17 protein-coding genes are annotated in these 26,170 nt (G+C 60.3%); 7 read left to right on the top strand and 10 right to left on the bottom strand.

Annotated elements, in window-relative coordinates:
- Positions 1–31 precede the first annotated feature (31 nt).
- Positions 32–1,315, bottom strand: coding sequence for an alkaline phosphatase (locus GTF44_RS18535; RefSeq protein ID WP_171562362.1), 1,284 nt, complete (start codon positions 1,313–1,315; stop codon positions 32–34).
- 203 nt (positions 1,316–1,518) lie between these two features.
- Between GTF44_RS18535 and GTF44_RS18540 the strand changes: the two genes are divergently transcribed.
- Positions 1,519–1,827, top strand: coding sequence for a hypothetical protein (locus GTF44_RS18540; RefSeq protein WP_145215776.1), 309 nt, complete (start codon positions 1,519–1,521; stop codon positions 1,825–1,827).
- A 265-nt stretch (positions 1,828–2,092) separates the two neighbouring features.
- Here the strand turns inward: GTF44_RS18540 and GTF44_RS18545 are convergent, their stop codons facing one another.
- Complete coding sequence (locus GTF44_RS18545; RefSeq protein WP_171562363.1) at positions 2,093–2,509, bottom strand: SRPBCC domain-containing protein; 417 nt, start codon at positions 2,507–2,509, stop codon at positions 2,093–2,095.
- Positions 2,506–2,829 (bottom strand): helix-turn-helix transcriptional regulator, encoded by a 324-nt coding sequence (locus GTF44_RS18550; protein WP_171562364.1) that lies wholly within the window; start codon positions 2,827–2,829, stop codon positions 2,506–2,508. Before GTF44_RS18550 ends, GTF44_RS18545 begins: the two co-directional genes overlap by 4 nt.
- 109 nt (positions 2,830–2,938) lie before the next feature.
- On the opposite strand from GTF44_RS18550, the gene GTF44_RS18555 reads away from it, so the two are divergent.
- Positions 2,939–3,391: an MmcB family DNA repair protein gene (locus GTF44_RS18555; protein WP_171562365.1), complete on the top strand. Its 453-nt coding sequence runs from the start codon at positions 2,939–2,941 to the stop codon at positions 3,389–3,391.
- Here GTF44_RS18555 and GTF44_RS18560 read toward each other — a convergent pair.
- Positions 3,384–4,559, bottom strand: a complete 1,176-nt coding sequence (locus tag GTF44_RS18560) for a cation:proton antiporter (RefSeq protein WP_171562367.1) — start codon at positions 4,557–4,559, stop codon at positions 3,384–3,386. The two genes, GTF44_RS18555 and GTF44_RS18560, sit on opposite strands and share 8 nt — an antisense overlap.
- A 61-nt stretch (positions 4,560–4,620) precedes the next feature.
- On the bottom strand, positions 4,621–4,809 hold the full coding sequence (locus GTF44_RS18565; RefSeq protein ID WP_145215790.1) for a DUF6324 family protein: 189 nt from the start codon (positions 4,807–4,809) through the stop codon (positions 4,621–4,623).
- Between the two features lie 101 nt (positions 4,810–4,910).
- Between GTF44_RS18565 and GTF44_RS22580 the strand changes: the two genes are divergently transcribed.
- On the top strand, positions 4,911–5,831 hold the full coding sequence (locus GTF44_RS22580) for a helix-turn-helix domain-containing GNAT family N-acetyltransferase (RefSeq protein ID WP_171562369.1): 921 nt from the start codon (positions 4,911–4,913) through the stop codon (positions 5,829–5,831).
- Between the two features lie 80 nt (positions 5,832–5,911).
- On the opposite strand, the gene GTF44_RS18575 is transcribed toward GTF44_RS22580, so the two are convergent.
- The 4 genes from GTF44_RS18575 to GTF44_RS18590 all read right to left on the bottom strand — a co-directional run bounded on the left by GTF44_RS18575 (position 5,912) and on the right by GTF44_RS18590 (position 10,106).
- Positions 5,912–6,703 carry an IclR family transcriptional regulator gene (locus GTF44_RS18575; protein ID WP_171562371.1) on the bottom strand — a complete coding sequence of 264 codons (792 nt, stop codon included), beginning with the start codon at positions 6,701–6,703 and terminating at the stop codon, positions 5,912–5,914.
- Positions 6,704–6,718: 15 nt separating this feature from the next.
- Complete coding sequence (locus GTF44_RS18580) at positions 6,719–8,077, bottom strand: TRAP transporter large permease (protein ID WP_145215799.1); 1,359 nt, start codon at positions 8,075–8,077, stop codon at positions 6,719–6,721.
- A 1-nt stretch (position 8,078) separates the two neighbouring features.
- Entirely contained in the window at positions 8,079–8,747 is a 669-nt protein-coding gene (locus GTF44_RS18585) for a TRAP transporter small permease (protein WP_171562373.1), read from the bottom strand.
- 123 nt (positions 8,748–8,870) lie between these two features.
- The gene (locus GTF44_RS18590) at positions 8,871–10,106 is read right to left on the bottom strand and encodes a TRAP transporter substrate-binding protein (protein WP_145215805.1); all 1,236 of its coding nucleotides are present in this window, start codon (positions 10,104–10,106) and stop codon (positions 8,871–8,873) included.
- 120 nt (positions 10,107–10,226) lie between these two features.
- Here GTF44_RS18590 and GTF44_RS18595 point away from each other — a divergent pair, with 120 nt between their 5' ends.
- From GTF44_RS18595 to GTF44_RS18605, 3 genes are read left to right on the top strand one after another with little or no spacing between them, the layout of a single operon-like run.
- The gene (locus GTF44_RS18595) at positions 10,227–11,861 is read left to right on the top strand and encodes a GMC family oxidoreductase (RefSeq protein ID WP_171562375.1); all 1,635 of its coding nucleotides are present in this window, start codon (positions 10,227–10,229) and stop codon (positions 11,859–11,861) included.
- Between the two features lie 25 nt (positions 11,862–11,886).
- Positions 11,887–13,668 carry a sulfoacetaldehyde acetyltransferase gene (xsc, locus tag GTF44_RS18600; RefSeq protein WP_171562376.1) on the top strand — a complete coding sequence of 594 codons (1,782 nt, stop codon included), beginning with the start codon at positions 11,887–11,889 and terminating at the stop codon, positions 13,666–13,668.
- A gap of 12 nt (positions 13,669–13,680) precedes the next feature.
- Positions 13,681–14,712: a YeiH family protein gene (locus tag GTF44_RS18605; protein WP_171562377.1), complete on the top strand. Its 1,032-nt coding sequence runs from the start codon at positions 13,681–13,683 to the stop codon at positions 14,710–14,712.
- A 97-nt stretch (positions 14,713–14,809) separates the two neighbouring features.
- On the opposite strand, the gene GTF44_RS18610 is transcribed toward GTF44_RS18605, so the two are convergent.
- Positions 14,810–15,337, bottom strand: a complete 528-nt coding sequence (locus GTF44_RS18610; protein ID WP_171562378.1) for an invasion associated locus B family protein — start codon at positions 15,335–15,337, stop codon at positions 14,810–14,812.
- 542 nt (positions 15,338–15,879) lie between these two features.
- Here GTF44_RS18610 and GTF44_RS18615 point away from each other — a divergent pair.
- Positions 15,880–26,169: an inverse autotransporter beta domain-containing protein gene (locus GTF44_RS18615; protein ID WP_171562379.1), complete on the top strand. Its 10,290-nt coding sequence runs from the start codon at positions 15,880–15,882 to the stop codon at positions 26,167–26,169.
- Position 26,170 lies beyond the last annotated feature (1 nt).

Raw genomic sequence — 26,170 nt, forward strand, 5'->3', positions numbered from 1 at the left:
CGCGCGGCCCTTGGATGTCTTGCGCTTCGGATCAGTCGATCGGGACTTGGAACAGCGTCCGGTACATCAGCGTGTAGACATCTGTGCTGTCCATCAGCGGCTCCACCAGGTCAAAGTTGAACCCGGCGGTGCGCACCAGGATGCCGCCGGCCACATCGTTATAACCGACCCAACCGATCCCGAAGGGGTGTTGAACCCCATTGGCATCCGCGGGTGTGATGAAGGCATTGCCGAACTGCCCTTCGACGCCGTGCAGGATGCCGCCGCCGCGGGTTGAGGCATCAAGCATGCCGGGTTCATCGGCATGAACCACCTGCAAGCCGCCCGCATCGGAATCCGCCGCCATCACCAGAAGTGTGTCGGGGTTCTGGTCGAGGAAGTCGAGCATCACGCCGGTGGCTTCGTCGGCGCGGGCCAGCGCTTCCAACGTGCCTGCGGCGTTCATGTTGTTGGCGATATTGTCGGTGCCTTCCTCTTCGATCACCGCAAAGAACCCGTCTTCATCGCGGCTGATGATCGCCAGGGCGACGTCGCTCATTTCCGCGATGGTCGGCGCATCGGGCCAGTAGGTCGGCACGCCATCGATCTCGTTGCGGATCCATTCCTGGTCGTTGAACGTGTGGTTATGGGCGAAGACGCCGAGCACCATATCGGTGGTTTCGGTGTTCAGCGCCATCAGCTCGTCACGGTCATAGACCACTGTGTAGCCAAGCTCTTCGGCGCGCGAGATCAGGTTCACGCCATCGGTGCGTTCACCCATGCCGTGACGGCCTTCCGTGCCTTCGGGCAGCAGGAAACGCTCGCCGCCGGCCATGATCACCTGAGCACCCGACTCAATCACCGAGGCGGCGATCTCATGGGTGTTGCCGCGACTCTCATTGGAGGCGACGAAGGCGGCGGTGCCCGGCTCGGCGATATGGCCGGTTTGCACGAGGGCGACCGCGCGGCCAGCGGCCAGGGCTTCCTCGGCAATGGACATCTGTTGCCCAGAAGCGGCGGTGATCTCTTCGGTGCCGTTCAGGCCGAAGCTGTCCCCGATGACCTTTACACCATACGCATGCACAGTTGCCCCGCCGTGGGAGGTTCCGGTGACGCGATCGGCCATATGGCCGGTATAGACGCCGAGGCCCGGCAGACGGTCCCAGTTCAGTTCGCCATCGGGGCCGACGGTATGCATCCGCGCGGCGAGCCAGTGGTTCACGCCCGACCCATCAGGGTGAAAGAAGATGACATTGCCGGTTTCCTGGGCGGCGGCAGGGGCGCTGAGGCCCAAAGAGAGTGCGATGGCGGAGGCGCCGAGATAACCAAGTTTCATGATATTGCTCCCATAGGGTTGAGCTATTGAATCCGCTTTGGCGATAGGCTGGGCGGCGATATTGATGTGCCGGAGCCGTGTGAAAGAATTGCGACAGATCGCGGAGACGTGCCCAATGACCGCAGGTTTAGGAATTTCCTTTGCCCTTGTTAGGCGGGCCACTATGTTGACCAGTAGCTGCTGTTGAACCGCGAGTCCTGCTTATGCCCGATCACATCCGTCTCATCCTGCGCCATGCGTTTTATGGTTTCCTGGTGGCCTTGGCCTTTGTGGGGATGCTGCTTTGGTTCAATGTCGCCAATCTCTGGCATCTGGTGACGCATACAAGTGAGGGGCCAATTGCGGTTCTGATGCTGGTGGTGTTTTGCACGATCACCTTCGGGTCGGTGCAAATCGGCTATAAAATCATGTCGATGGGCGAAGAAAACGATGATGAGGACGGCGGCAAACGTGATGACCTGCCGGTTCTGGATCATGTCGCGATCCCGGTGCGGGTGGACGAGCGCCGCTGACCGCTTCCACAAGATCAAACGCAAAACGCCAGCCGTATCGGGCTGGCGTTTTGCGTTTGAAGTAGACGGGACCACGACAACCGTCGGGGTTTTCATTCCCGAGGACCTGTTAATACAGGTGGGCGCCAGGTAAACGGACCAGGATCCGCACAGAGCCAGCTCCCTCGGAGATGTGTAAGGCCACCGGAATCGTGCCCCATATGACGCGAAGAGCAGTGCCCGCCTGCTGAGGCAGATAAGCCTACGGGCGGGCTTGGGCAAGGGGCTAGGCGTCCGATGACATCGCTTTGCGGAATCGGACCAAGTGATCGTCCCATCCGCTGTCAAAGGCGGTGAGTAGCCCAAAGGACGCCGCGCCCTGCGGGATGCCATCATGCAACAAATGCAGTCTTGTGCCGGCTTCTATGGCCGTCAGTGTCCAGGTCACATCGGTCATCAACCCGTCCATTGGCCGGGCGGTGAAGCTATAGCGGAGCCGGTTTGGCGCCTCGGCCTCCTGCACCTCGCCCCAACAGAGCGGGTCGCCATCGCTGCCGCCCATCGCGAAAGGGCCGGGTTGATCAAGCGCCGCCTCGGGCCGGTGGAACCAGATCGCCAATTTCTCCGGGTCCGTCAGAAAGGTCCAGACATCGGCGGGCGGGGCGGCGAGGATCAAGGTTTTCTCAATTTGATGGGTGCTCATTGATGTTGGTCCTTTTCAACAGCTGATTTGAGGGCCGCGAGCCGGTCATCCCAGAAGGCATCGAAAATCTCGAGCCAGCTGTGTACGGCGCGAAAGCCGTCAGGATTGATGGCGTTGATCCGCTCGCGCCCCCGGGGCGTGATGGTGATCAAATCGCCCGCTTCCAGAATGCTCAGGTGCTTCTTGATCGCGGGGCGGGTCATGTCGAAGCGCTCGGCCACCGCGCCGATGGTCATCTCCTGTGCTTTAAGAAGCGCGAGGATGTCGCGCCGAGTCGGATCGGCGAGGGCGCGGAAGGCGGGTTGTGGAGTAACAGTCATCGGGGCTCTTAAAGTAATACCATTTGGTTTCGCAATTATGAAACCAAATGGTATTATGTCAAGTGCTATCCTTCTTGATTTTTGTTCACGTATTGTTCATGTTTGACTCATGCCCGACGATCACACCGCTCCAACGCTTCGCCCTGGTCAGCTTCTGGCGCGGGGCGTCTGCCGTCACCTGAGAACCCATGATTTTGCGGTGCTGGAAGAATTCACGCCGGAGCGCGGCAAGCGGGTGGATGTGATGGCGCTTGGGCCGAAGGGGGAGCTTTGGGTGGTGGAGTGCAAATCCTCCCGCGCGGATTTCACCTCGGACGGGAAATGGGAAGGCTATCTCGATTGGGCGGATCGGTATTTCTGGGCCGTGGATGAGGCATTTCCGACGGATTTGCTGCCCGAGGGCACGGGGTTGATCATTGCCGATGCCTATGATGCCGAGATTTTGCGCTTCGGGCCCGAGACCAAGCTTGCGGGGGCGCGGCGCAAGGCGCTGACGCAGAGATTTGCGCGTCACGCCGCGCTGCGCTTGCAGGGGATGCGCGACCCGGACGGGGTTATCTGACTGAGGTCTTACTGCGCTCAACCCGGTTTAGCGCCAAAAGGGTCAGCGGCGGGCCAAGCAGTTCGAACACCACCGTTGTGCCGACCGTCAAGGTCATGATCACCGGGGCAAGCTCTGGGAATGTCTCGGAGGCCACCAGCGCCATGCCGACCGCCACGCCGGCTTGCGGCATAAGGGCGACCCCGAACCATGGCCGCTGCGCCCGCGCCGCGCCGCCCAGTTTCGCCCCCAGCCAGCCGCCGAGGATGCGCGCCACGATGCGCAATACGACATATGCCGCGCCAAGCGCGCCGATTTCGGCCAACATGCCCAGTTCCAGCGATGCGCCCGCCAAGATGAAAAACAACAGCATGAAGGGCCATTGCAGGTTTTCGATCTCATGAAAGGCGCGTTCATGATGCCGGGCGCGGTTGGCAACGATGGCACCGGCCACCATTCCGGCCAGCAAGAAGGACACATGGAACCAGATCGCGAGACCAGCGGTCAGGCACACTAGGCCAAGCGCCTCGGTCTGTTGTGGTTCGCCGCGTTTCAGACGGCCGGTTAGATAGGCGGCTGGCAGGCCAAGCGCTGCGCCGAGCGCCAGCGCGCCCAGGGTCTCCCGCGCGGCCCCCAGAAGGATGCCATCGCTGCTCTGCCCGGTCCATTGTGCTGCGAAGACAAGGATGAAGCTGAAGACGATCAACCCCCAAGCATCGTCCACGGCCACGATACCCTTGAGCGTGTCCGGGAAAGGGCCGGTTTGGCCGGATTGGTGGATGATGTCTTGCGTCGCGGCAGGTGCCGTTGCGGTGGCGATGGAGGCCAGGATGAGCGCCGTCGCCGGTGCCAGCCCGGCCCAGATCAACCCGCCGCCAACGATAATGAGAGTCGCCGTGACGATTGCGCCGGAGACCCAAAGGATCACCCGGCCGTTTTGCAGCATTTTCTGGGCGGTGAAGGCGTTGCCCATGACAAAAGCGACCATGGTCAATGCGGTGACGGAGAGAAACTCGAACAGCGCCTCGAATTCGCGCGGGATCAGGTCGAAACCGGAGCGTCCAGCGATCAGCCCGACCGCCAAAAGCAATGTGACGCGGGGCAGGCGGGTGCGCCGACCGATTTCATCGGCGGCAAGACCGGCCAGAAACAGACCGCCCAGGGTGAGAAAGGTCAGCGCGAGATCCATCTCGGCAGCCTAGGCGCAGCCTTTTCTCTCCACCTTGACGGGGATCAAGTCGGTGCTTGGCCTATTTGGCCATCTTTCTGGCGGCTTCGGCGGCGGCACGGAGTTCGTCGGCGATTTCGAGCGCCTCTTCCGGGTCGAAATCCAATGGCAGATCGATCCCCTCGGCCTCCACATAGATGCGGACCATGCCCAAACTGGTTGGGCCGATCTGCAAATTCGCGGCCAGGTCGCTTTCTTTATTGATGCTCATGAGCGGGTCTCCGCGCTTGGGTGCGGCGCTCCAGGTAGCCCCTTGTCGAATCCCGGGCAAGAGGCAAATACTTGCCTTAAGCAAGTTAATGGAGCGCCGTGATGGATGAAATTGACCGAATCCGAGCCTTTAACCGGGCCCATACACGCCGTTTGGGCCTCCTGCGCCAGGGGTATTTGGAAGCGGGCCTCAGCTTGGCGGAAGCCCGCGTCATTTTTGAGCTGGCAGACGGGATCGGCTGGACCGCCGGTGCGCTGTCGCAGCATCTCGGCCTGAATGAGGGGTATCTGAGCCGGTTGCTGAGCCGGTTGAGCAAATCCGGCTTGGTGGAAAAGACGCGACATCCGCAGGACGGCCGGGCCCACATCCTGGGGCTGACCCGCGATGGCCTGATCCGGGCGGCGGAGCTGACGGCGCTGTCTCGGGCGCAGATCGAAAGCTGGGTCGATGGCATGCCAGAGGCGGAACTGGACCAACTGGTGGCGCGGATGGAGGCGGTCGAGGCGAGCCTAGCCAGGCAATCGGCGCCTTTGCCCGAGGTGGAACTGCGCGATTTGGCGATTGGCGATGCGGGTTGGTTGGTTGAGCAGCATGGCGTTCTTTACGCGCGTGATGAAGGGTTTGACGCCAGTTTCGAGGCGCTGGTCGCCGAGATCCTGGCCGATTTCATCCGGCATCGCGACCCGGCGTGCGAGCGTGGATGGATCGCCTGGCAGGATGGGGCGCGGTTGGGTTCGATCTTCTGCGTGAAAGGGCCGGAACCGGGCCTGGCGAAGCTGCGGATGTTCCTATTGTTGCCCAAGGCGCGGGGGCTGGGCTTGGGCCAACGCTTGCTGGACACCTGCATGAGCTATGCGCGCGCAACAGGGTACCGGCGGATGGTGCTCTGGACCCATGAGAGCCACGAAGCGGCCTGCGCGCTTTACCGCAAAAACGGGTTCTCTCTCGACAGTGCGGTGCCCGTGACGTCGTTTGGCGTCGATCTGGTGGAGCAGCAATGGTCGATTGACTTGGCGGGCTGAAGTCTTTTCTGTCCCCAAGAAGCGGTGTTCCGACCAAAACGCGATGGCCACCTGAGTGGAGGTGATCGCCGCCGGCCGGACTATGATCCGCTATCGTCCAGCGGTGTTTTCACCAGGAGCGACAGCTCTTGCGAGGCTTCGCGAAGCGCGTCGATATAGGTCAGGGCTTTGTCGATATCGAACCGCTGCCGGGGGGCGTGGAACGACAGTGTCGCCATCAGCCGCTCATTGGTATCCAGAATGGGCACCGCCAACGCGATCATATCGGTCATGAACTCTTCACGGTCGAGCGCGTATCCCTGTTGCCGAACTTGGTTGATCTCTCGGCGCAGGGTCGCGGAGTCGCTGATGGAATTCGGTGTGTGTTGGGTCAGGTCGCTGGCATTGATGAAACGCCGGAAGTGGTTGCTGGCCAGCGAGCTGAGATACATCTTGCCGCTTGCGGTGCAGTGAAACGGCACGCGCGTGCCTTGCGGCAACTGAATGCGGAGTGGCCATTCGGTCTCGACCCGCTCCAGATAGATCATCGCATCGCGGTCTGGGAGCGCGATGTTGCAGGTTTCGCCGATCTCCTTGCTAAGCCGTTTCAGGATAGCCTGCCGCGCCGTCCGAATACGCAGGGATGAGAGGATGCCGCCTGCCAGGGTTCGGACCCTTGGGCCGGGCGAATAGGTCCGCCCGTCCATATCGCGTTGCAGGAATCCCTCTTCCTCAAGGGTTGCGAAGAGGCGATGGATCGTCGGTTTGGGCAGTTCCAGCGCGGCATTCACCTCGGTCGGCGTTACCGGAACCCCGGCTTTCGCCACCTCCTCCAAGACCATCAGAAGCCTCAGATTGGTCGGTATCGTGTCGCGCGGGCTGTCGCCGTCCATTTTCGCCTCTTCGTCTTAGATCCCCGGCAGTAGCACCGTTGATAGCGATGGCACCAGGGCCACGATGATCCATACGGTAATCAGCGCGACGAGATAAGGCCAAGTGTAACGGAGCAATCGGAAATATGGCACGCCTGTAACGCCAGACGCGACATAGAGGTTGAGCCCGTAAGGTGGCGTGATGAAGCCGATCGACGCGCCGACCAGGAAGATCACCGCAAATTGCACTGGCTCCACGCCGACGGAATGGGCGATGGGCGCCAGGATCGGGGCGAGGATGATCGTCACCGGCAAGCTTTCCAGCACCATGCCGCAGACAAACACAATCGCCATGGCGGTGAACAAGATCGCGTAATAGCCGCCCATCGACGTCACGAAATCGCCGATGATCTGTTGCGCGCCGAGGACCGACAGGATCTGCTGCATCACGACCGAAACGGCGATCAGCGGTGCGAGGATGCCGGTGATCTGCGACGAGCGCATGGTGATCGAGGGCAGTTCAAGCGGGCTGAAGCCTTGGACGACCAGCATTTCGACCGTGGAGCGGTTTTCAACCGGTCGTGCCTCGGTGCTGCCCATCAGTTTGTGCAGCGGCAAGCAGATGAAGCCCACCAACACGCAGAACCCAACGGTCACGCCTGCCGCCTCGGTCGGGGAGAACTTGCCGGTATAGATGCCCCAAAGCACCAGGCCGATGGCGAAGAAGCCAAGCCATGCGCCGACGCCGGTTTTCAGAACACGCAGCGGGCTGAGCGGGATCAGATAGCCCCAGCCATTCATGAAGCAGATGATAAAGCAGGCAAGCATCATCGCCAGAACCATCAGCGACCCTGGGATGATCCCGGCCACGAAGAGATCCGAGATTGGCAGGTTCAGAAGGAAACCATAGACGATGAAGATGATCGACGGCGGGATGATAATCCCGACCGTGCCGCCGGCCGCGGCGGTCGCCGCCGAGAAGCGCTCGTCATAGCCACCTTTGACCATTTCGGGATGCAACATGGAGCCGATCGTGGCCGTGGTGGCCGAGTTTGACCCCGAGATCGCCGCGAAGAGCCCGCAGGCGCCAAGCGCGGCCATGGCAAGCCCGCCCCGAATCCAACCGAGGCAAGCATAGGCGAAATCCGAGAGCCGTCGCGCGATGCCAGAGCGGTTGATCAAATCACCGGTCAGGATGAAGAGCGGCATGGCGAGAAGCGCGAAGCCGTCGGTAAACACGTCCGACAGCGCCGCGCCGATATTGTCGAGCGGCAGGCCAAGGACGAAGGACATGCCAATGACCCAATAGCCAATCACCAGAAAGACCGGCGTGCCCAGCATGAAGAGAATTGTGACCCCAATGGAGATCAATGTGATGATGGTTCCGTCACTCATATCAATCGGCTCCAATCACGGCTTGCTCGATGAGGGTGTTGCCCTCTCGATAGTTCTTGAGATCGATGAGCCAGTTCTCGATCACCCGACCGACCAGCATCAAGAAGCTGAGTGGAACCGAGACTAGGAACCACCATTGCAGGATATTGTCGGTGCCCAGCATGATCTGGAAATTCGACGCGGAGTTCGCAACCAGGCGGGATGACGTTACCAGAACGACCCAGGAGAAGCCGATCCAGAGCAGGGCATCCATCGTCAGCGCCGCGAACTGTCCGGCGCGCGGCATCGCTGAGCGGAATTCGGCAAAGGCCAGATGGGTGCGCAGTTTGACGTTATAGCTGCAGCCGACCCAGGTCATGATCAGGAACAGAAAGGGCGGGATCGTGGTGGACCAGGGTGCCTGCTCGCCGATGGTGAAGCGGCGGATCACCTCGACAAAGATGATCGCGCCGATCATCAGATAGGAGGTCACCATGATGGTGGGTTCCAGCTTGCGCTCGACCCAAGGGATAAAGCGATAAAGCAGATAGAAGATCAGGCCACCAAGCAAGGTGGCCAAGAGCCCAACGGGCCAAGCCGCGGGCGTCCGCAGCGCTTGGCGGATCATCCAGGCATCATTGGCAAAAAACGCTGAGAATATGTCGCCTGCGCCGGCAAACCAGTCAGCCATCTGCGGCCCCTCCCTTTTGACACGTTTAATCTTAGATCGGCCGCCTCATTTTGTGCGGGAGGCCGTTTCTTGGTCAGGAGGGCGGCGCGGACCGCCCTCCCATATTGCGATGTTAGGCCAGGATCAGGCCGTGCGCCACCAGCGCCGCGGCTCGACATTCTCGGCGCGGGTATCTGCCGGGATCTGCCGCGCGATGTCGTAGATTTCCTGGTAGGTGTCGATGCCACCCGCCCAACCGTTGAGGCGTTCACGCCACTGTGCCCAGGGTTCTGGGTTGAACTCGGGCGAGCACATCTCTTCGGCCATCCGGATTTGATCGTCGGGCAAGAAGGCCGGACGCACATCGTTTTCGGCGAAGATCGTGCCGGGCAGCACCGGATCGGAGAAGCCGACGGTGTTGACCAGCGCGGCCTCGTTGGCCGCCTGCACATGGACCTGCGCCAGATAGGCGGATTCCATGATTGCATCTTGCAGTTCGCCCGACATCGCGTCGAATTTCTCCGCCGACATGCCGGTATGCTCGGTGCCGCAGAAGAATTTCAGATCGACCGACTGGCTGACCACCGGCGACATGTTGGCGTACGCCACGGCCGAGGCCCAAGTCTCTGCCCCGTCGATCAGGCCTTGGCGCAGACCGTCGAGGGTCTCTTCCCAGGCAATCGGTGTCGGGTTCAGGTTCAGAAGCTGCATGGCGATCCGGCCAAGCTGCGTGCCGGTAACCCGGTTCCGCGTGCCGAAGAGCTCTTCCAGCGAGGTTACCGTTGGGCGGTCGGCAAAAGACTGACCAAGCTGGATGCCGCGCAGTTCTGCGTGGCTGAACAGGAACTTCACGCCATGGCGCTGTTCCAGAGGATCGCGCAAGAGGCGCATCGAGTCCGGGCTGTAGAGGAAATGATACTGATCCGCGCGCGAGCGGAACATATACGCATAATCCAGCACGTTCAGATACGGCGCGGCACCAGCGGAGTTCTGGGTCGAGGCGGCATACATATCCACCACACCAAGTTGGGTTTTCTCCAGGCAGTTCAACTGGCCGCAGATCTGGTTATCGCCGATAAACTCGATCCGGATCGCCCCGTCGGTCCGCTCCTCAAGGTCGCGGGCGAATTCCAGAACACCGGCCCGCTCAATCAACAGGTTTCGCGCATTGAAGCCGGAGGCCCCGAGGGTGAGCTGATGTTCGGGCTCACGCGAATAGCGGCGTTCATAGGTCGATTCCACTGCCCGCGCGAGCGACGGCAGCGTGATGGCACCAGTGAACGTGGCGGCCCCCATCACAACGGATGACATCCCATATGTACTTGTCAGTTTGAGCAGATCCCGACGCGAGATCTGCTGAAGGACTTTTGCAGCCTTCATGTCCTCTTCCTCCCTATTGCGCAAAAATGATACTTGCGGTCTCAATATTGCTCATTTTATGTTCGGTCTGGCAAGGAAAATCTTTCTTCTGCGCAAAGGATAGGCAGGGAGTCCCAAAAAATGTCTGATATATCAGCAGATTATGTGATTGTCGGGGCGGGCTCTGCGGGCTGTGTTTTGGCGAATCGGTTGTCTGCCGATCCGTCGATCAAAGTGGTGCTGCTTGAGGCGGGCGGGCGTGACTGGAACCCTTGGATTCATATTCCGGTCGGATATTTTAAGACGATGCATAACCCGTCGGTGGATTGGTGTTACCGCACCGAACCGGACCCTGGTTTGAACGGACGGCAGCTTGATTGGCCGCGCGGCAAGGTGCTCGGCGGATCGTCGTCGCTGAACGGGTTGCTCTATGTCAGGGGGCAGCCGGAGGATTACGACCGCTGGCGGCAAATGGGCAATCCGGGCTGGGGCTGGGACGATGTTTTGCCGCTTTTCAAGCGTTCGGAGAAGCAAGAGCGCGGCGCCGATGAGTTCCATGGTGATCAAGGGACGCTTGCAGTCTCCAATATGCGGCTGCAACGGCCGATCTGCGACGCTTGGGTCGCGGCGGCGCAGACGGCGGGCTATCCGTTCAATCCCGATTACAACGGGGCGTCCCAAGAAGGCGTCGGCTATTTCCAACTGACCGCCGAGAAGGGCCGCCGCTGCTCAAGCGCGGTTGCGTTTCTCAAACCGGCGCGGGGGCGCCAGAACCTGACCATCTTGACCCATGCGCAGACGCAACGGGTTCTGATCGAAGATGGCCGTGCCACGGGTGTGGTCTATCGCGACAAATCCGGCGCAGAACAGATCGTGCGTGCCAATGCGGAGGTCATCCTGTCCTCTGGCGCCATTGGCTCGCCGCAAATCCTGATGTGTTCTGGCATCGGGGAGGCGGATCAGTTGCGCGATCACGGGATCGATGTTCTGCGCGACAGGACGGGCGTGGGCAAGAACCTCCAGGACCATCTGCAAGCGCGTCTGGTTTTCAAATGCAATGAGCCGACGCTAAACGATGAGGTGCGGAGCCTGTTCAACCAAGCGCGTATTGCCCTAAAATACGCCATGTTCCGCTCCGGCCCGATGACGATGGCCGCAAGCCTCGCCACTGGGTTCTTGCGCACCAGCGACCATGTGGAAACGCCTGATATTCAGTTCCATATCCAACCCTGGTCGGCGGATAGCCCGGGGGAGGGTGTGCACCCATTTTCGGCCTTCACCATGTCGGTTTGTCAGTTGCGTCCCGAAAGCCGGGGTGAGATCCGCTTGGCTTCGCATGATCCAGGCGTCTACCCGAAAATCCACCCCAACTATCTGGCGACCGAGACCGATTGCCGAACCATCGTTGAAGGCGTCAAGATCGCGCGCAAAATCGCCCGGCACGCGCCGCTCGACAGCAAAATTGCTGAAGAGTTCCGGCCCACTGCTGCGCTTGAGATGGACGATTATGCGGGCACGCTTGATTGGGCACGGAATAACTCGGTGTCGATCTATCACCCAACGGGCACCTGCAAGATGGGCAGTGGCGATGACGCGGTCGTCGATGCGCGGCTCAGGGTCCACGGGATTGATGGTCTCCGCGTCGCCGATTGCTCGATCATGCCCGAGATCGTCTCGGGCAACACCAACGCTCCTGCGATCATGATCGGCGAGAAAGCCTCCGATCTGATCCTTGAAGATCGCCGGGCGGGTGCCGCCCGTCCGGTTCACGCCTAACCCCGAAACGCGAAGGAATACGCCAGTGAAAATGACCACTGAAGAAGCATTTGTGAAAGTCTTGCAGATGCAAGGGATCGACAATGCCTTTGGGATTATCGGCTCGGCGATGATGCCGATCTCTGATCTGTTCCCGGCGGCGGGGATCAAGTTCTGGGACTGCGCCCATGAAACCTCTGGCGGGATGATTGCTGATGGCTACACCCGCGCCTCGGGCAAAATGTCGATGGCGATTGCGCAGAATGGGCCGGGCATCACCAATTTCGTGACGCCGGTGAAGACGGCCTATTGGAACCATACGCCGATGCTCTTGGTCACGCCGCAAGCGGCCAACAAGACCATCGGGCAGGGCGGTTTCCAAGAGATCGAACAGATGAAGCTGTTCGAGGATATGGTCTGCTATCAGGAAGAGGTGCGCGACCCCTCGCGGATGGCCGAAGTGCTGAACCGGGTGATCGAGAAGGCCTGGCGCGGCTCGGCGCCTGCGCAGATCAACATCCCCCGCGATTACTGGACCCAAGTGATCGATATCGACCTGCCGCAGATCATCCGTCTGGAACGCCCGCAGGGCGGCGAACAGGCCGTGGCCAATGCGGCGAAACTGCTCAGCGACGCGGCGTTCCCGGTCATCCTGAACGGGGCCGGTGTGATCCTGTCGGATGCGATCGACGCCAGTGTGAAGTTGGCCGAAGCGCTTGATGCCCCCGTGGCCTGTGGTTATCAGCACAATGATGCCTTCCCTGGCTCCCATCCGCTGGCTGTCGGCCCGCTTGGCTATAACGGCTCGAAAGCGGCCATGGAGTTGATCCAGAAGGCCGATGTGGTTCTGGCGCTCGGCAACCGTTTGAACCCCTTCTCGACGCTGCCGGGCTATGGCATCAACTACTGGCCGACCGAGGCCAAGATCATCCAGGTGGATATCAACTCCGACCGGATCGGCCTGACCAAGAAGGTCGATGTGGCGATCCAAGGCGATGCCAAACGCGTGGCCGAGCAGTTGCTGGAGAAACTCGGCACCGGTGCGGGCGACAAGGGCCGCAAACAGCGCAAAGACTTGATTGCCATGACCAAATCCCGATGGGCGCAGGAACTCTCCTCCCTCGACCACGAAGAGGACAATGACGAAGGCGTCACCTGGAACGAGCGCGCCCGCAACCGTCAGCCGGATCGGATGAGCCCGCGCCAAGCCTGGCGTGCGATCATGTCGGCGATGCCGAAAGACGCGATTATCTCGTCCGATATCGGCAACAACTGTGCCATCGGCAATGCGTATCCGAGCTTCGACAAAGGCCGTAAATACCTCGCCCCTGGGCTGTTTGGCCCCTGTGGCTATGGTTTGCCGGCGATCCTCGGGGCGAAGATCGGCTGCCCGGACGTGCCAGTGATCGGCTTTGCGGGCGACGGGGCATTCGGGATTTCGATGAACGAGATGACCGCCTGTGGCCGGGGCGATTGGCCGCCGATCACCATGATCATCTTCCGCAATTACCAGTGGGGCGCCGAGAAACGCAACACCACGCTTTGGTTCGAGGACAATTTTGTCGGTACCGAGTTGAACGAGGGTGTGAACTACGCCGAGATCGCCAAAGGCTGCGGCTTGAAAGGCGTGCAAGCCACGTCGATGGAGCAATTGACCGAGGTTCTGAACACTGCCGTCAAAGAGCAGATGACAGAGGGCGTCACCACCTTTATCGAGGTGGTGCTGAACCAAGAGCTGGGGGAGCCGTTCCGCCGCGACGCGATGAAAAAACCCGTCACGGTGGCAGGGATTTCCGCCAGCGATATGCGTCCGCAACAACGGGTCTAAGAAAGCGTCAAAATGATCCCAGGAAACAACCTGCCTGCGTTCCTCCAGAATTTGGGGGAGCGCATTAAGCCGCTATGGCCGGGCATTTTGGTGGCCGCCTTGGTCGCCTTGGCGGCGCAGTTTGTGGCCGAGCATTACGGCGCGCCAGCGATGTTGATGGCGCTGCTTTTCGGCATTGCGCTGAATTTTCTGGGTGAATCTGGCAAAGCTGCCCCTGGGATTGCGTTTGGCGCCCGCACCGTCTTGCGGTTTGGCGTCGCGATCCTGGGCGCGCGGATCAGCGTGGAGATGCTGATGTCGCTTGGCTGGGGGATGATCGGCCTCTTGGTTCTCGGCACTGTGGCGACGATCATCTTCGGCGTGGTCCTGGCGCGCTTTATTGGCCAAGGGCCGCGCTTTGCAATTTTGACAGCGGGTGCTGTGGCGATCTGTGGCGCGTCGGCCGCCATGGCGATTGCGGCCGTTTTGCCAAAGGACGAAAAGTCCGAGCGAAATCTGTTATTTACCGTTCTGGGTGTCACGGTTTTGTCGACCGTTGCAATGATCGTTTATCCCATCCTCACCAACTGCCTTGGCTTCGACGATGTCACCGCAGGGGCGTTTATTGGGGCCACTGTCCACGATGTGGCGCAAGTGGTCGGTGCAGGGTTCTCGATCTCGGATACCGCCGGCGAGACCTCGACATTGGTTAAGCTCATCCGTGTGTCTTTCCTGGCCCCGGTCGTGGTTATCATCGCGCTTGTCTGGCGCCAAAGCGAAGCCGAGACAGATGGTCATCGCCCACCGATCATTCCCGGCTTCGTGCTCGGCTTTTTGGCGCTCGCGACATTGAATTCCTTTGGAGTGATCCCGCCGGTTATCGGCGGCTTTCTCGCCGCGCTGTCCAGTTGGGCGCTGCTGACAGCCATCGCCGCGGTTGGTATGAAGACCGATCTCAAAAATGTCCTGCAAGTGGGGACCGCGCCGATCGTGTTGATCTTTGCCGAGACCCTGTTTCTGGCGGCGCTTGTCTTGGCGGGTATCAGCTTTCTAGAACTCTCCTGATAGGTCGCGTGCAGCGCCGCGCCGACGCCGGAGGGTGCCACGTAGTACGAAAGAGGGTCGCCAGAACCAGGTTTCCATTCCTGGCGAAGTCGGCGGCTTAGTTCAGGCGGTCTATCGCGACGGAGAACCCGGTGAGCGAGAGGTCAAGCTGTGTCTCGTCACCGCTGCTCGACTCCATCACGACCGAGAGCGTTTCGCCAGCGATCATCTGGTCGATCAACGATTGGTCGGCCTCCTGGACCACAAAGCACCCGGTCTGAAGGCAGGTATTGATCGTATATGTCTCAGCGGTGCCGCCATCGACACTAAGATCGATGCCCCGCGGCAGGTTCAGCCCTAGCGGCAGTTGCACGATCAAGGTCGGGTTGTTGTCCCCTTCGGATTCTTGAAGCGACACGCTCAAGATCCGCTGGCCATCGCCCGCCGACACAACATTCATCAGCGCCGCACATTGCAACCTGTCGCCGGTATTGTTGCATTGCACACCCCAGCCGGAGCTATCGGCAACCGCTTGCGGCGCGGCATCGGCGCCGCCGGTGGCCTGAGCCAGTGCGCTTGGCGTGGTCGCAACCGATGCCAGAAGCGCCAGTGCGGACAGGAAATCGCGGGTTCGAATGATCTGCATCGTCTTCTCCAAACTAGGCAACATTGGCGCATTTGTCCCCGCATATGGGCCCGGCGTCGGGGACATCTGGCCATTAATTCGAGATCAGAAGTCAAATGCGCGAGGGGGTCAACCCGTCAGACCCAGTCAGACCCGCGAGCGTGTCTCGGTCGGGAACATGAGAGATATTATTGAGATACTCGAATTCAGTTATTCAGTTAGCATTTGCATAGTTAGCCTTTCAGTGGTCTTATCGTGACGTAGGGGAAGTGTTTAAGGTCGGGATATATACCGCGAAGGCGATCCGTCCTTTTGGGAGTTCAGGGTTCCGATAATGCGTCGGATTGTTTGTTAATATGAAGCGTCGTCGGATCGCCTCTTTGGCTTGTTTCCGGTCGTCCACTATTCTCCGGTCGGGCCTCTTATCTCTCACGGTATTTTTGACTGCCCATGGTCAGGCCGTTGGGCAAGGATTTGATCGGACGCTGCCTACGGCGGTTGTCGATCGTTATCTTGTGTCGCAAGGGCAGCCCTCCACGTCCGGCGTGAACGGGGGGCTTGCTATGGTGTCGCGTTGGGCGCCACGTGCGTCTGGCGGCGTTCAGACCACATCCTCCGGTGTGCAGTCGGGCAGCTTGCGGTTCTTTATCCCGGCGATTCAATATGACAACTCACTGGTTTTCTTTGATCTGCGCGGCCAGTTCGGGAGCGGCTCGGCGCGGCAAGGATCGGTCGGTATTGGCTATCGTCAGATACTGCGCAATGGCGTGTTTGGCCGCGAAGCAATAGTTGGTCTCAATGCGTTTGTTGATGTTTTGGAATCGCAGAACGATGAAACCTATGTTCAAGGATCGCTCGGTGCCGAACTGATCACTGAACGGTTCGATCTTTTTGCAAATTATTATCTCTCTGGCGAAGACGCGAATAGCCTAACCAATCAGGCCTTGAGCGGCGTTATCGTCCAAGGCACCCAGATTGTTAACCAAAGCGGAACTCGGAGCAGCGTTGAGCGCTCCTATTCCGGTCTCGATCTGGCCGCGAGCTTGAAATTCCCGCTATCGGACGACACGCTTTTTCGACTGAACGGCGGCTATTACAATTTCGGCGAGAATGGCGACCGGTTCGAGGGTGGGTCCATCGGGCTTGGGGTCGATTTCGACAATCCTTTCGGGATTGACGGTGGACGTTTCAGCATCGGCGCGGAGCATCGTGACGATAGCCGCCGGGGGGGCGACACTGTTGCGTTTCTGCGTCTGGACATTCCATTGGGGCAGCGAGGTCGACGGGGCGGCTCGGACCGCAGCTTGACCGATCTGAACCGGGAAATCACTCGTGGCGCGCAGCGACGCGATTGGATTTTCACCGATTTGGAAGAGGTGGATAACGTTACCGCCACGCAATTGACCGATGTGGGTTCGGGTGAGGGGCTGAACGCATATTTTGTGGCTGCGGCGGATCTGGGAGCCGGGGATTGCACATCCGATGCTGCAGCCTGCACATTTGCAGGTGCACAAGCTGACGCCGAAGCGGGCGCAGGTGATATCTTCATCGTTGTCGATGGGGCTGGGGCGATTGGATCGGTTTTGACGCTTGGCGCGGATCGGCAGCAGCTTGTGGGCGGCGGCGATACAGGCGCGGCGACGGTCCAATTGAGTGATGCGGCTGCGAGTGTCTTGACACTCAGCGGTTTAGGAGGGCGACCGACGATTGCGGGCGTCGATGTGGGTAGTTTTGGTGGCGTAACCGTTTCGGGTATCAGCACAAGCGGGCCAACCGCGTTGAGTGCGACCGGCTTTACCGAAGACTTGACGATAGACAACCTGCAGGCCAATGGCGGCGGGATCAACCTGGTTGGGAGCAGCGGCGCGACCGCGACCATCAGCAATTCGACCCTGAACGGGGGCGCGGGCGCGGCGCTGACGGCGTCGAGCACGACAGCGGGTGGCTTGCTGCTGAATGTCAGCGATACGACCGCGAGCACAACGGGCGCTGGCCCTGCGATCGATGTCTCGGGCACCAATGCGGGCGATTTGGTCGTCACCGGATTTGCCGATAACACGGTGACCGGCACGGGCGGAGTCAGCTTCGATAACGTGACCTTCGATGCCGACGGTAATCCGGGCAACGGGATCAGCCAGGTAAGTGGCGGTAACCTGACAATTGGCTCAGTAGGTTCTCCGGTGACCGGTGTTGGTCTGAACCTGAATGAGGTTCTGGGCGATCTTGCGTTTGGTACGCTTAATATCACCAATACCGGCGGCGCGGGTCTGTTTGTGCGTGATGATGCGGGGAAACTCGGCAGCTTCGCGCTGAGCAACACCGGCGGCACGATCAACACGACCGGCGGCACCGCGGTTGATATCGACCCGGTGACACTCAACATGACCCTGGATACGGTCAATGCCAGTGGCGGCGCGCATGGCGTGTTGCTGGATACGGCCACCGGCACGTTCAACGTGACCGGCGGCGCGATCACCGGCACGACCACGGCCGGATTGGCGATCACCAACTCCGATATCAATGTCAATTTTGGCGCGACGATTACGAACACAGTCGGTCAGTCATTTAGCTTCACGGATAATAGCGGTGGTACGGTCAATGTGACTGGGGCCATTGCCGATACCGGCAGCGGGATCGACATCTCCGACAATTCTGGTGGCACTGTGACCGTCAGCGATGCCGATATCGGGACGGTTGGCGACCCGATGACGACCTCGGCACTGACCGTGGCCACCAACACTGGCGGCAGCTTCACCTTCACGCAGTTCGACAGCGTAAGCGCGGGTGGCAATGCGGTTAGCATTATCAATAACACTGCCGGCGCTTCGATCGCCATCACGGATGGGACGATCATCCAAGACAACGGCAGCGGCGCCCCGGTGGCGGGCGATGCCCTGCGGGTAACAGGTGGTGCGGCCACAGTCGATATCGGGGCGGATATCATCAAATCCGGGGATGATGGCGCTGCGGTTGTTGTCGATTCAACGGGTGGCACAACCACGATCTCCGGCACAATCACCCAAACCGGCGCGGCACCAGGCGGCATCTTGGTGCAGAACTCCACCGGCGGCGCTGTCAATTTCACCGGATCGGCGATTTCGCTCACCGGAAGCGGCATCAATCTGGTGAACAATGCCGGTGCGGTGAGCTTTGAGACGGGCACCTCAGTGCAGATCACGGATCGTCCGGGCAACGGTATTTCGCTCTCGGGCAATGCGGGCTCGGTCAGTTTTGGTGGGCCTGTCTCGATTGACATGGGAACTGATACCAACGCGGCTGGCATCGATGTGTCCGGCACCAATGGCGCGATCAGCTTTGGCGCGGTGACGATCACCGATGTGGGCGTGGGCACCACCCAGACCGGGATCGATTTCTCAGGCGCGACGTTGAGCGGGGCCTTCACGACGACATCGGTGGCGATCTCTGGCCCCGCCACGTCGAGTGACTCGATTGGCGTCAACCTGACGGGCTTGACCGGCAACCAGACGGTTGCACTTGGCGAGCAGGTCGCCGGTGGCGCGTCCAGCTCGATCACCGATCTGCATCGTGGCGTTGTCATCGACAGCACCGCCGCCGTCCAGTTCACCTTTGGTGATGGCGAAAGCGCAACCGACACCGGTTCCAGCATCGATGTGAACGGTTTGGCGGGGTCCTTTACCGTGGATGCGGGCGGCGGCACGCTTGGATCTTCGACCTTTAACTTCGTTGATGTGGTTATCGGGTCGGGCGATGTGGCGAACTTCCCGGTTGCTCCGACAACACCGGTCTTTGTCTCCACCGCAGGCGGCACGATCACGGCGGGCACCAACGGGTTGAGCGCGGATGTTGTGACGATCAGCGTCGCCGATGCCGAAGCGCTGGCCGATACGGATCAGACCTTTGTCTTTGTCGGGGATGCGGGCGGCGCCATCGATATGAGTGGCGGCGGGACGGACGGCTTCACGCTGGACGCTGGCCAGAATATCATCGGCTTCGGCGGCAACACACCGATTTCCTTCGGTCTGATCCAGCCTGTCAATATCACCGGCAATCTTGGCCCAGTGGGCGGCACCCTGACCGGCAACACCGTGACGGCAAGCAACAGTGTCGCCTTGGCAGACAGCGTGCTGACCCTTGTCGGGGCCGATGGCAGCATGGTCGGCGGGTTCGACATCGATGGGTCGGGGCTGGGTGGTTTTGCCGTCGACATCGGCGGTATCACGACCACACTGACGCTGGCCGACATTGCGGTGACCAATGTCGAGACGGGCACCAATGGTCTGAGTGTATCGAACTCAAGCGGTGATCTCGCCTTCAACAATGTCGATATCAGCGGCAATGGCGGCGTTGCATCTCTCAGCAACAACTCCGGCAATGTCACGTTTGACGCCAATTCGACGTTGAATTCGACGACTGGCGCGACAACCGGCCTTACGGTGACCGGTCAAAGTGCGGGGACGGTAGCCTTCAACGGCGATGTGACGGTCAACGCGTCCAGCACGGCGCTTGGCGTCAACGTCACAAGCAACACCGGTGGGACGATCAGTTTTGCCGGTGATCTGGATATCGACACGGTCGGTGGCACGGGCTTCACCGCCACCGGTGGCGGCACGATCAGTGTTACCGGCACGACGGCAAGTGTGACCAGCACGGCGGGTCAGGCCGTGAACCTTAACGGCATGACGGCGGGAATTACTTTCACCGATGTGAGTTCGACCGGGGGCACCAGTGGCATTGCGTTGGTCGGTACCGCCGGCAGCTTCCAGGTGTCCGGTGCAACGAATGTGAGTGCGCCCACGTCCCAGGGTATCGTGATCCTAAACAGCTCGGTCGATGCGTCATTCAATGGCACGACCAATGTGGAAAACGCAGCCTTAGATGGGGCGTCGCTGGTCAACAACACCGGCGATATTGGCTTCGCGAATCTCACCATCGTCGACTCCGTCGGCCGGGGTCTCGATATCCGAGACGCGCAGGGCGACGTCACGATCGGCGGCGGATCTTACACCAATAACGGTCCAGGTACCGGCTTCCCCGTCTTGATACAAAACCAGGCGGCGTCCAGCACGATCAGTTTCACGGATTTCGATATCACTGTGACAGCGCCCAGCAATGCCAATCCCGATGTGTTCACCATTCAGAACGCAGCCGGTACGATCAACGTCACGGGTGGCACCTGGCAAGCGACGAGCAGAGACCGGCTTGTCGATATCAGCTCTGGCAGCGCGACAATTGTGATCGGCGCGACAATCCAGGGCGTCGGGGCCGCAGGAGCAACAGCAAGTGCTGTCGAGATCAGCAATGTGGCCGGCGGGTCGGTCACATTCAGCGGTCCGATCACCCAGTTGGGTAACGGATCCGCCGTTGAGTTGCGTGGCAATACAGGTGGCACGTTTGGCTTCGAAGGCTTGGTCAGTGCCACGAATGTCACCAACACGGACACGCCAATCGATCTGACCAATAATGGCGGCGCGACGATCACCTTCTCTGGTGGGATCGACCTTACCACCGGCGCGGCCACTGGCTTCAATGCCAGCGGCGGTGGCACGATCAATCTGAGCGGGACTACCGCCAGCGTCACGACCACCGCGGGCACGGGCGTATCCCTCGATGGTGTGACGGCAAATACAACTTTCACCTCGATTGATGCTGCGGGCGGCGCAAACGGCGTTTCCCTCAATGGCGTCAGCGGCAGTTTCGCAGTGACCGGAACAACGACGATCAACGGCTCAACGGGCGCGGGCATCAGCCTGACATCGACGGGCGCCGCCGTCAGCTTCGGTCAGACCAGCATCACCAACCCCGGCACGAGCGGGGTGGACCTGAACGGTACGATCAGTGGCACAGTCAGCTTTGCCGACCTCAACATCGCACTTCAGGCGGACAACACGGTTGGGATCGATGCCAATGGCGCCATCCTCAATGCCAATGTCACCGCGACCGATTTCGATCTAACCTCGACCAGCGCCACCGGCACGATTGGCGTGGACCTGTCGGGCACGACCGGAACGGGCACGATCCGTCTTGGGGATACAGACGTGAATGGCGAAAGCGCCCGCATTGCCGGGGTGAACGAGGGCGTTCTCTTCTCGGCCACAACCAACACGACCCTTGTCTTCGGCGATGGTGAGTTGATCACCGATGCGGGCTCGTCGATCACGGCCACGACTGCGATTGCAGGCACGCTGCCGACCAATGGCAGCTACAACTTCCTGGATGTCGGCGTGCTGACCGGCAATACCAGCGGATTGAGCGGCCCATCGGTCTTCTTCGCGTCGCAAACGGCGCAAGGCACGGGCGACGGCAGTTCGGTGGCCAATGCCGGGACGCTCACCGCGGCCGGTGCGGCGGCAAATATCGATGCCGTGATCTTGGTTGATACCGATCTTGATACCAATGTCGAAACCGTCACCTTGGGCGCGACCGGCTTCGTGCTGGATGACGGGCAGGTGATTGTCTCGCTGACAGGCGGCGGTTCCATTGATCTGACAACACTCGGCGTCACCGCGGCTGGTGCACCGGCAAGCTTCCAGTTCAATCCGACAGTGGTGAGCGGCGGATCGACGGTCTCGGTCTCGGTCGCTCAAGTTGACAGCGCGCATCTGCTCGTGACCTCTGTAGACGGGGCAGGAACGATCCAGTTTGCTGGGGCGGGTGCCGTGTCCGGCCTGACCGTTGCAAATACGGGTGCCGGGAACGGCATTGATGTCGACCTGTCCAGCGCTCAGCCGGTGATCCTAAGTAACAACACGGTCACAACCAACACCGGCACCGCCTTCTTCATCAATACCGGCGGTTCCCTAACGGTCACCGGTTCCGGCAATACCGCCGTCGCAACCTCCGGCAGCGGCCTCTTTATGGGGAGCGTCACCATCGGCGCGGCGGGTCTGGGCTTTGACACTATCACCTCGACCAATGCAGCAGGGCGCGGCATCAACCTGATTTCTCTGACAGGTGGCACGCTCAGTATCGAGACCGCAACGATCACCACCCCGAGCGATCGCGGCGTGTTCATTTCCGGTGGCTCCGCGTCCTACAGTATCGGCACCAGTGCAGGCGGTCTTGTGATCGATGGGGCCGGCACGACGGGCCTTGAGGTTCGCTCGACCACAGGCGGCACGATCAATGTCGGAACCGGGGCCAGTTCGGGCGGCGTCCAAATTGGAGCGTCCACCGCCGTTGGCGAGCAAGCGATTTTCGTCAGGGATGCCGCCGGGACGATCAATATCGGTAACAGCACGACGCAATCAGTGCTGGCCGGCGGTGCGTCGTCGAGTTTGTTGGAGGCGGTTCGGCTGATCGGCAACAGTGCCGACATCACCATGACCAGCCTGGATATCAATCAGGCTGGCACCAGTAGTAGCGGCACCGGCCTAGCCGCCTCCACCAATGCCGGCAGCTTCACGCTGAACGGCACCAACACCATTGATGGCTTTGGTGGAGAAGGTCTCCTCATCGTGGGCAGCGATGCCAGCATATCGAATGTCACCATCGGTGCGTCGCTAGGCGCCAATACCAACGCTCTCCGTGTCATCGACAGCGGCCAGGCGATCGAGGTCTCCCTCGACAACGTTACCATCGCCGATGCGACCGGCCAGGGCATCGTCGTGGATGGCAGCGGTGCGGGTTCGGTGACGATCACCTCCTTCTCGAACAATACCGTGACCGATGCGAGCGCGGGCGGGGTGCTGTTCAACGACGTGACCTTCGACAGCGACACGGGCACCGTTGGCAATCAGACTGTCGCCTTCGGCACGCTGACCATCGGAACCCTGGGCGATCGGGTGGAGGGCCCTGGCGTCAGATTCTTCGATCCGACCGGCGATGTCTCCATCGCGACGCTCAACGTGTTCAACAATGGTTCGACGGGCTTCCTGGTCGATACCAAGGGCGGTGGCACCACGTTCAACCTGAACACCGGGGCGGGTGTCGTCGACACGACAAATGGCACGGCGCTGTTCCTCGATCCGCTGACCGGCGGCGTGACGCTCAGCAGCGTGAGCTCGACAGGAGCCGGCACAAATGGCGGTGTCTTCATCGATCAGTTCGACGCAGACGGCGGCGCCGGCGATACGGCGCTGTTGATCGGCATGCTGAACATCTCGGGGTCGAGTGGCACCGGCCTGCAAATCCAGGACTCCACCGGCGTCTTCACCTTCGGCAACACGACCATCGACAACAGAAGTGCAACCGGTGGCGCCGTTGCGATCAGCCAGGCGGCAGGCGACGCCACGACCGTGAGTTTCACCGGCGACCTGGATATTGATGTCAACGATAGTACGGGCTTCTCCGCGGTTCGGGGGGCCGGCACATCCTTGGCGGTCAATGTGGCCACCGCCGGGGCTGCAACGATCACCAGCTTTGGGAATGGGTCGGCGTTGAGTATTGATGGCGTGGCTCTTGACGCGTCTTTTGACACGATTAACGGCGTCGTGTCGGTGTTGAGCAGCAATTCTATGGTGCGTGTGGCGAACTCGACCGGTACCCTGAGCATTGGCGGCGGCACCATCATTGTGAGTGGCGCCCGGCAAGCCTTCGACCTCAGCGGCAACAACATGACCTTCTCTGCCGGAAACGTCGTGGAATCGTTCGGGGCGACGGGTTTCCTTCTGAATATGACGGGCAATACCGGCGGCACCTATACATTCTCGGGGCCTTTCAACGACTCAGATTCTGGTGACAATGACGCGGGTGGCCTGTTCTTCTCGGGCAACACGGGCGGCACGACGCAATTTAACAACAATGTCGAAATCCGCACGACCAACGCGCCTGGCTTGGATATTACCAACAACGCGGCTCATGCGATCCGCTTCGTCGGCACCGAGACGCTCATTGACACCGATGGGATCCTGACGGTCGAGATCACCGGCGGCGCGACAGTGAGCTTCGACTCGACCACCGTGAACCAGATTACAAATGACAGCGGCCGGGGGGTCGTGATCAATGGCGGCGGCGTTGTGACGCTAACAGGCGGCATTGATGTCCAAACCAATTCGGGCGGTGCCGCGCTGCAAATGACGGGCGTGACTGTCGGCGCGGGCGGGATTGCCTTGGGCAACGTCTCCTCCAATTTGAGCACCTTCGGCATTCAAATCTCAAATGTGGCTGGCGGAGACATCACCATCGCCGAAGGGGCTATCACAGGTATCAGTGGCGGCGGTATCGGCGTCGATCTTGACGCTCTTGGCAGCAATTTCAGCTATGGCGGGACGATCACGAATCCAGCCAACACCCGGTCTGTCCAAGTTACGAACTCGGGCGGCACCTCGGCCAACACGATCACCTTCTCGGGCGCGATCAGCGACTCCGGCACCGGTATCTTCTTGGATAACAACGATCAAAATGCCGGGGCCACGATAAACTTGACTGGTGGGGTAACGCTCAACACCGGCGGTATCTCGGCGTTCCGGGCCTTTAACGGCGGTACTGTGAATGTGACCGGTACGAGCAACACGGCGACGTCCACAACCGGCACGACGGTACGGATTGAGAACACCACCATCGGTGGTAGTGGCGTGACATTCCAATCGGTATCGGCCAATGGCGCGGCAAATGGGATTGTGTTGAGCAATACCGGCGCAGGCGCCTTCACGGTGACAGGAATCGGGTCCACCGCCGGGTCGGGTGGCACGATTCAGAACACGACGGGTGCCGGCCTTTTGTTGAGCAATGCGCAGAATGTCTCAATCAGCAATCTGAACATCCGGGATACCGGTTCACACGGTATTCAGGGCATCACGGTCACCAATCTCGATCTGACGAATGTGACCATCGATGATGCTGGCAATGCGGTGAATGAGCATGGGATCAACATCCAGAACCTGCTTGGCACGGTTTCGGGAGGCGCTAACAGTGTGTTCACTGGGGTGACTGTCACCGACGCATCGGGCAACGGTATCTTTGTTCGGAACTCTTCGGCCACCGCGCCGGGCAACGCGGCAAATGCGGATAGCCTAATCATCATCGACAGCGTTATTGCACGCAGTGCGGTGAACGGGGTTCTGGTTGAAAACACCATTGGCGGAACCGGCAATCTGGCACTCACGATTACCGGGTCGACATTAGACGACAACGCTTCTTCCGGGATCGCGACCAATGCCAATGCCGGTATCCTTCAAGCGACAATCGGGGGAAGCGGTGCGGGGCTTGCCAATGACATCGGGGTTGCATCCGGAACGCAGAACAACGGCGTCTCCGGCGGAGCGACGACGACGGGTCGACTGATCGTGGATGTTGTCGGGAATACAATTACGACGAATGATGACGGGTTGGGTGCCGGTGGCGTGGGCGTTGCCTCCTTCGACAACGCTCAGATCACAGTGACCATTCAGAGTAACACGATCACCTCGCTGACACCGGCTGTTGGCAGCCCAGGCGGCACAGCAGTGGGCGGAATCTCGGTGATCAATCAGGGGAGCGGATCCAACACGGTTCTGATCGACAACAACACCATCATGATCGTCGATGGGTTCGGCATTATCGCGAATGCTCAGGGCGGCGGCACCGGGGATATCGACTTCACCATTACCAACAATGATATCTCGGTCACCGGCGCCGACATTGTGAACACCAGCATCAGCGTCGAAAACACCGGAAGCGGTGGTCAGTCGCTGTGCTTGAACATAACCGGGAATACATTGGCGACTGCGCCGGGTTCAAATTTCGACATCGTCTTGAACAACACCAATGCGGGCAATGTGTTCCAGGTGCAGGGCTTGGCGGCGGCCGATAGTGCCGCACCAGACTTTGCCGCGAACTCGCAGCCGGTCGAAATCCTGATCAATGGCAACCAGAGCAGCTCGCCTCTGGGCACAATCGTGAATCCGATTGAATCAGTTGGATCATTTACGGTTGGCACATGTTCCACGCCATAAG

The sequence above is a fragment of the Roseobacter sp. HKCCD6576-2 genome, assembly GCF_013179285.1.
Taxonomy (GTDB): domain Bacteria; phylum Pseudomonadota; class Alphaproteobacteria; order Rhodobacterales; family Rhodobacteraceae; genus Rhodophyticola; species Rhodophyticola oceani.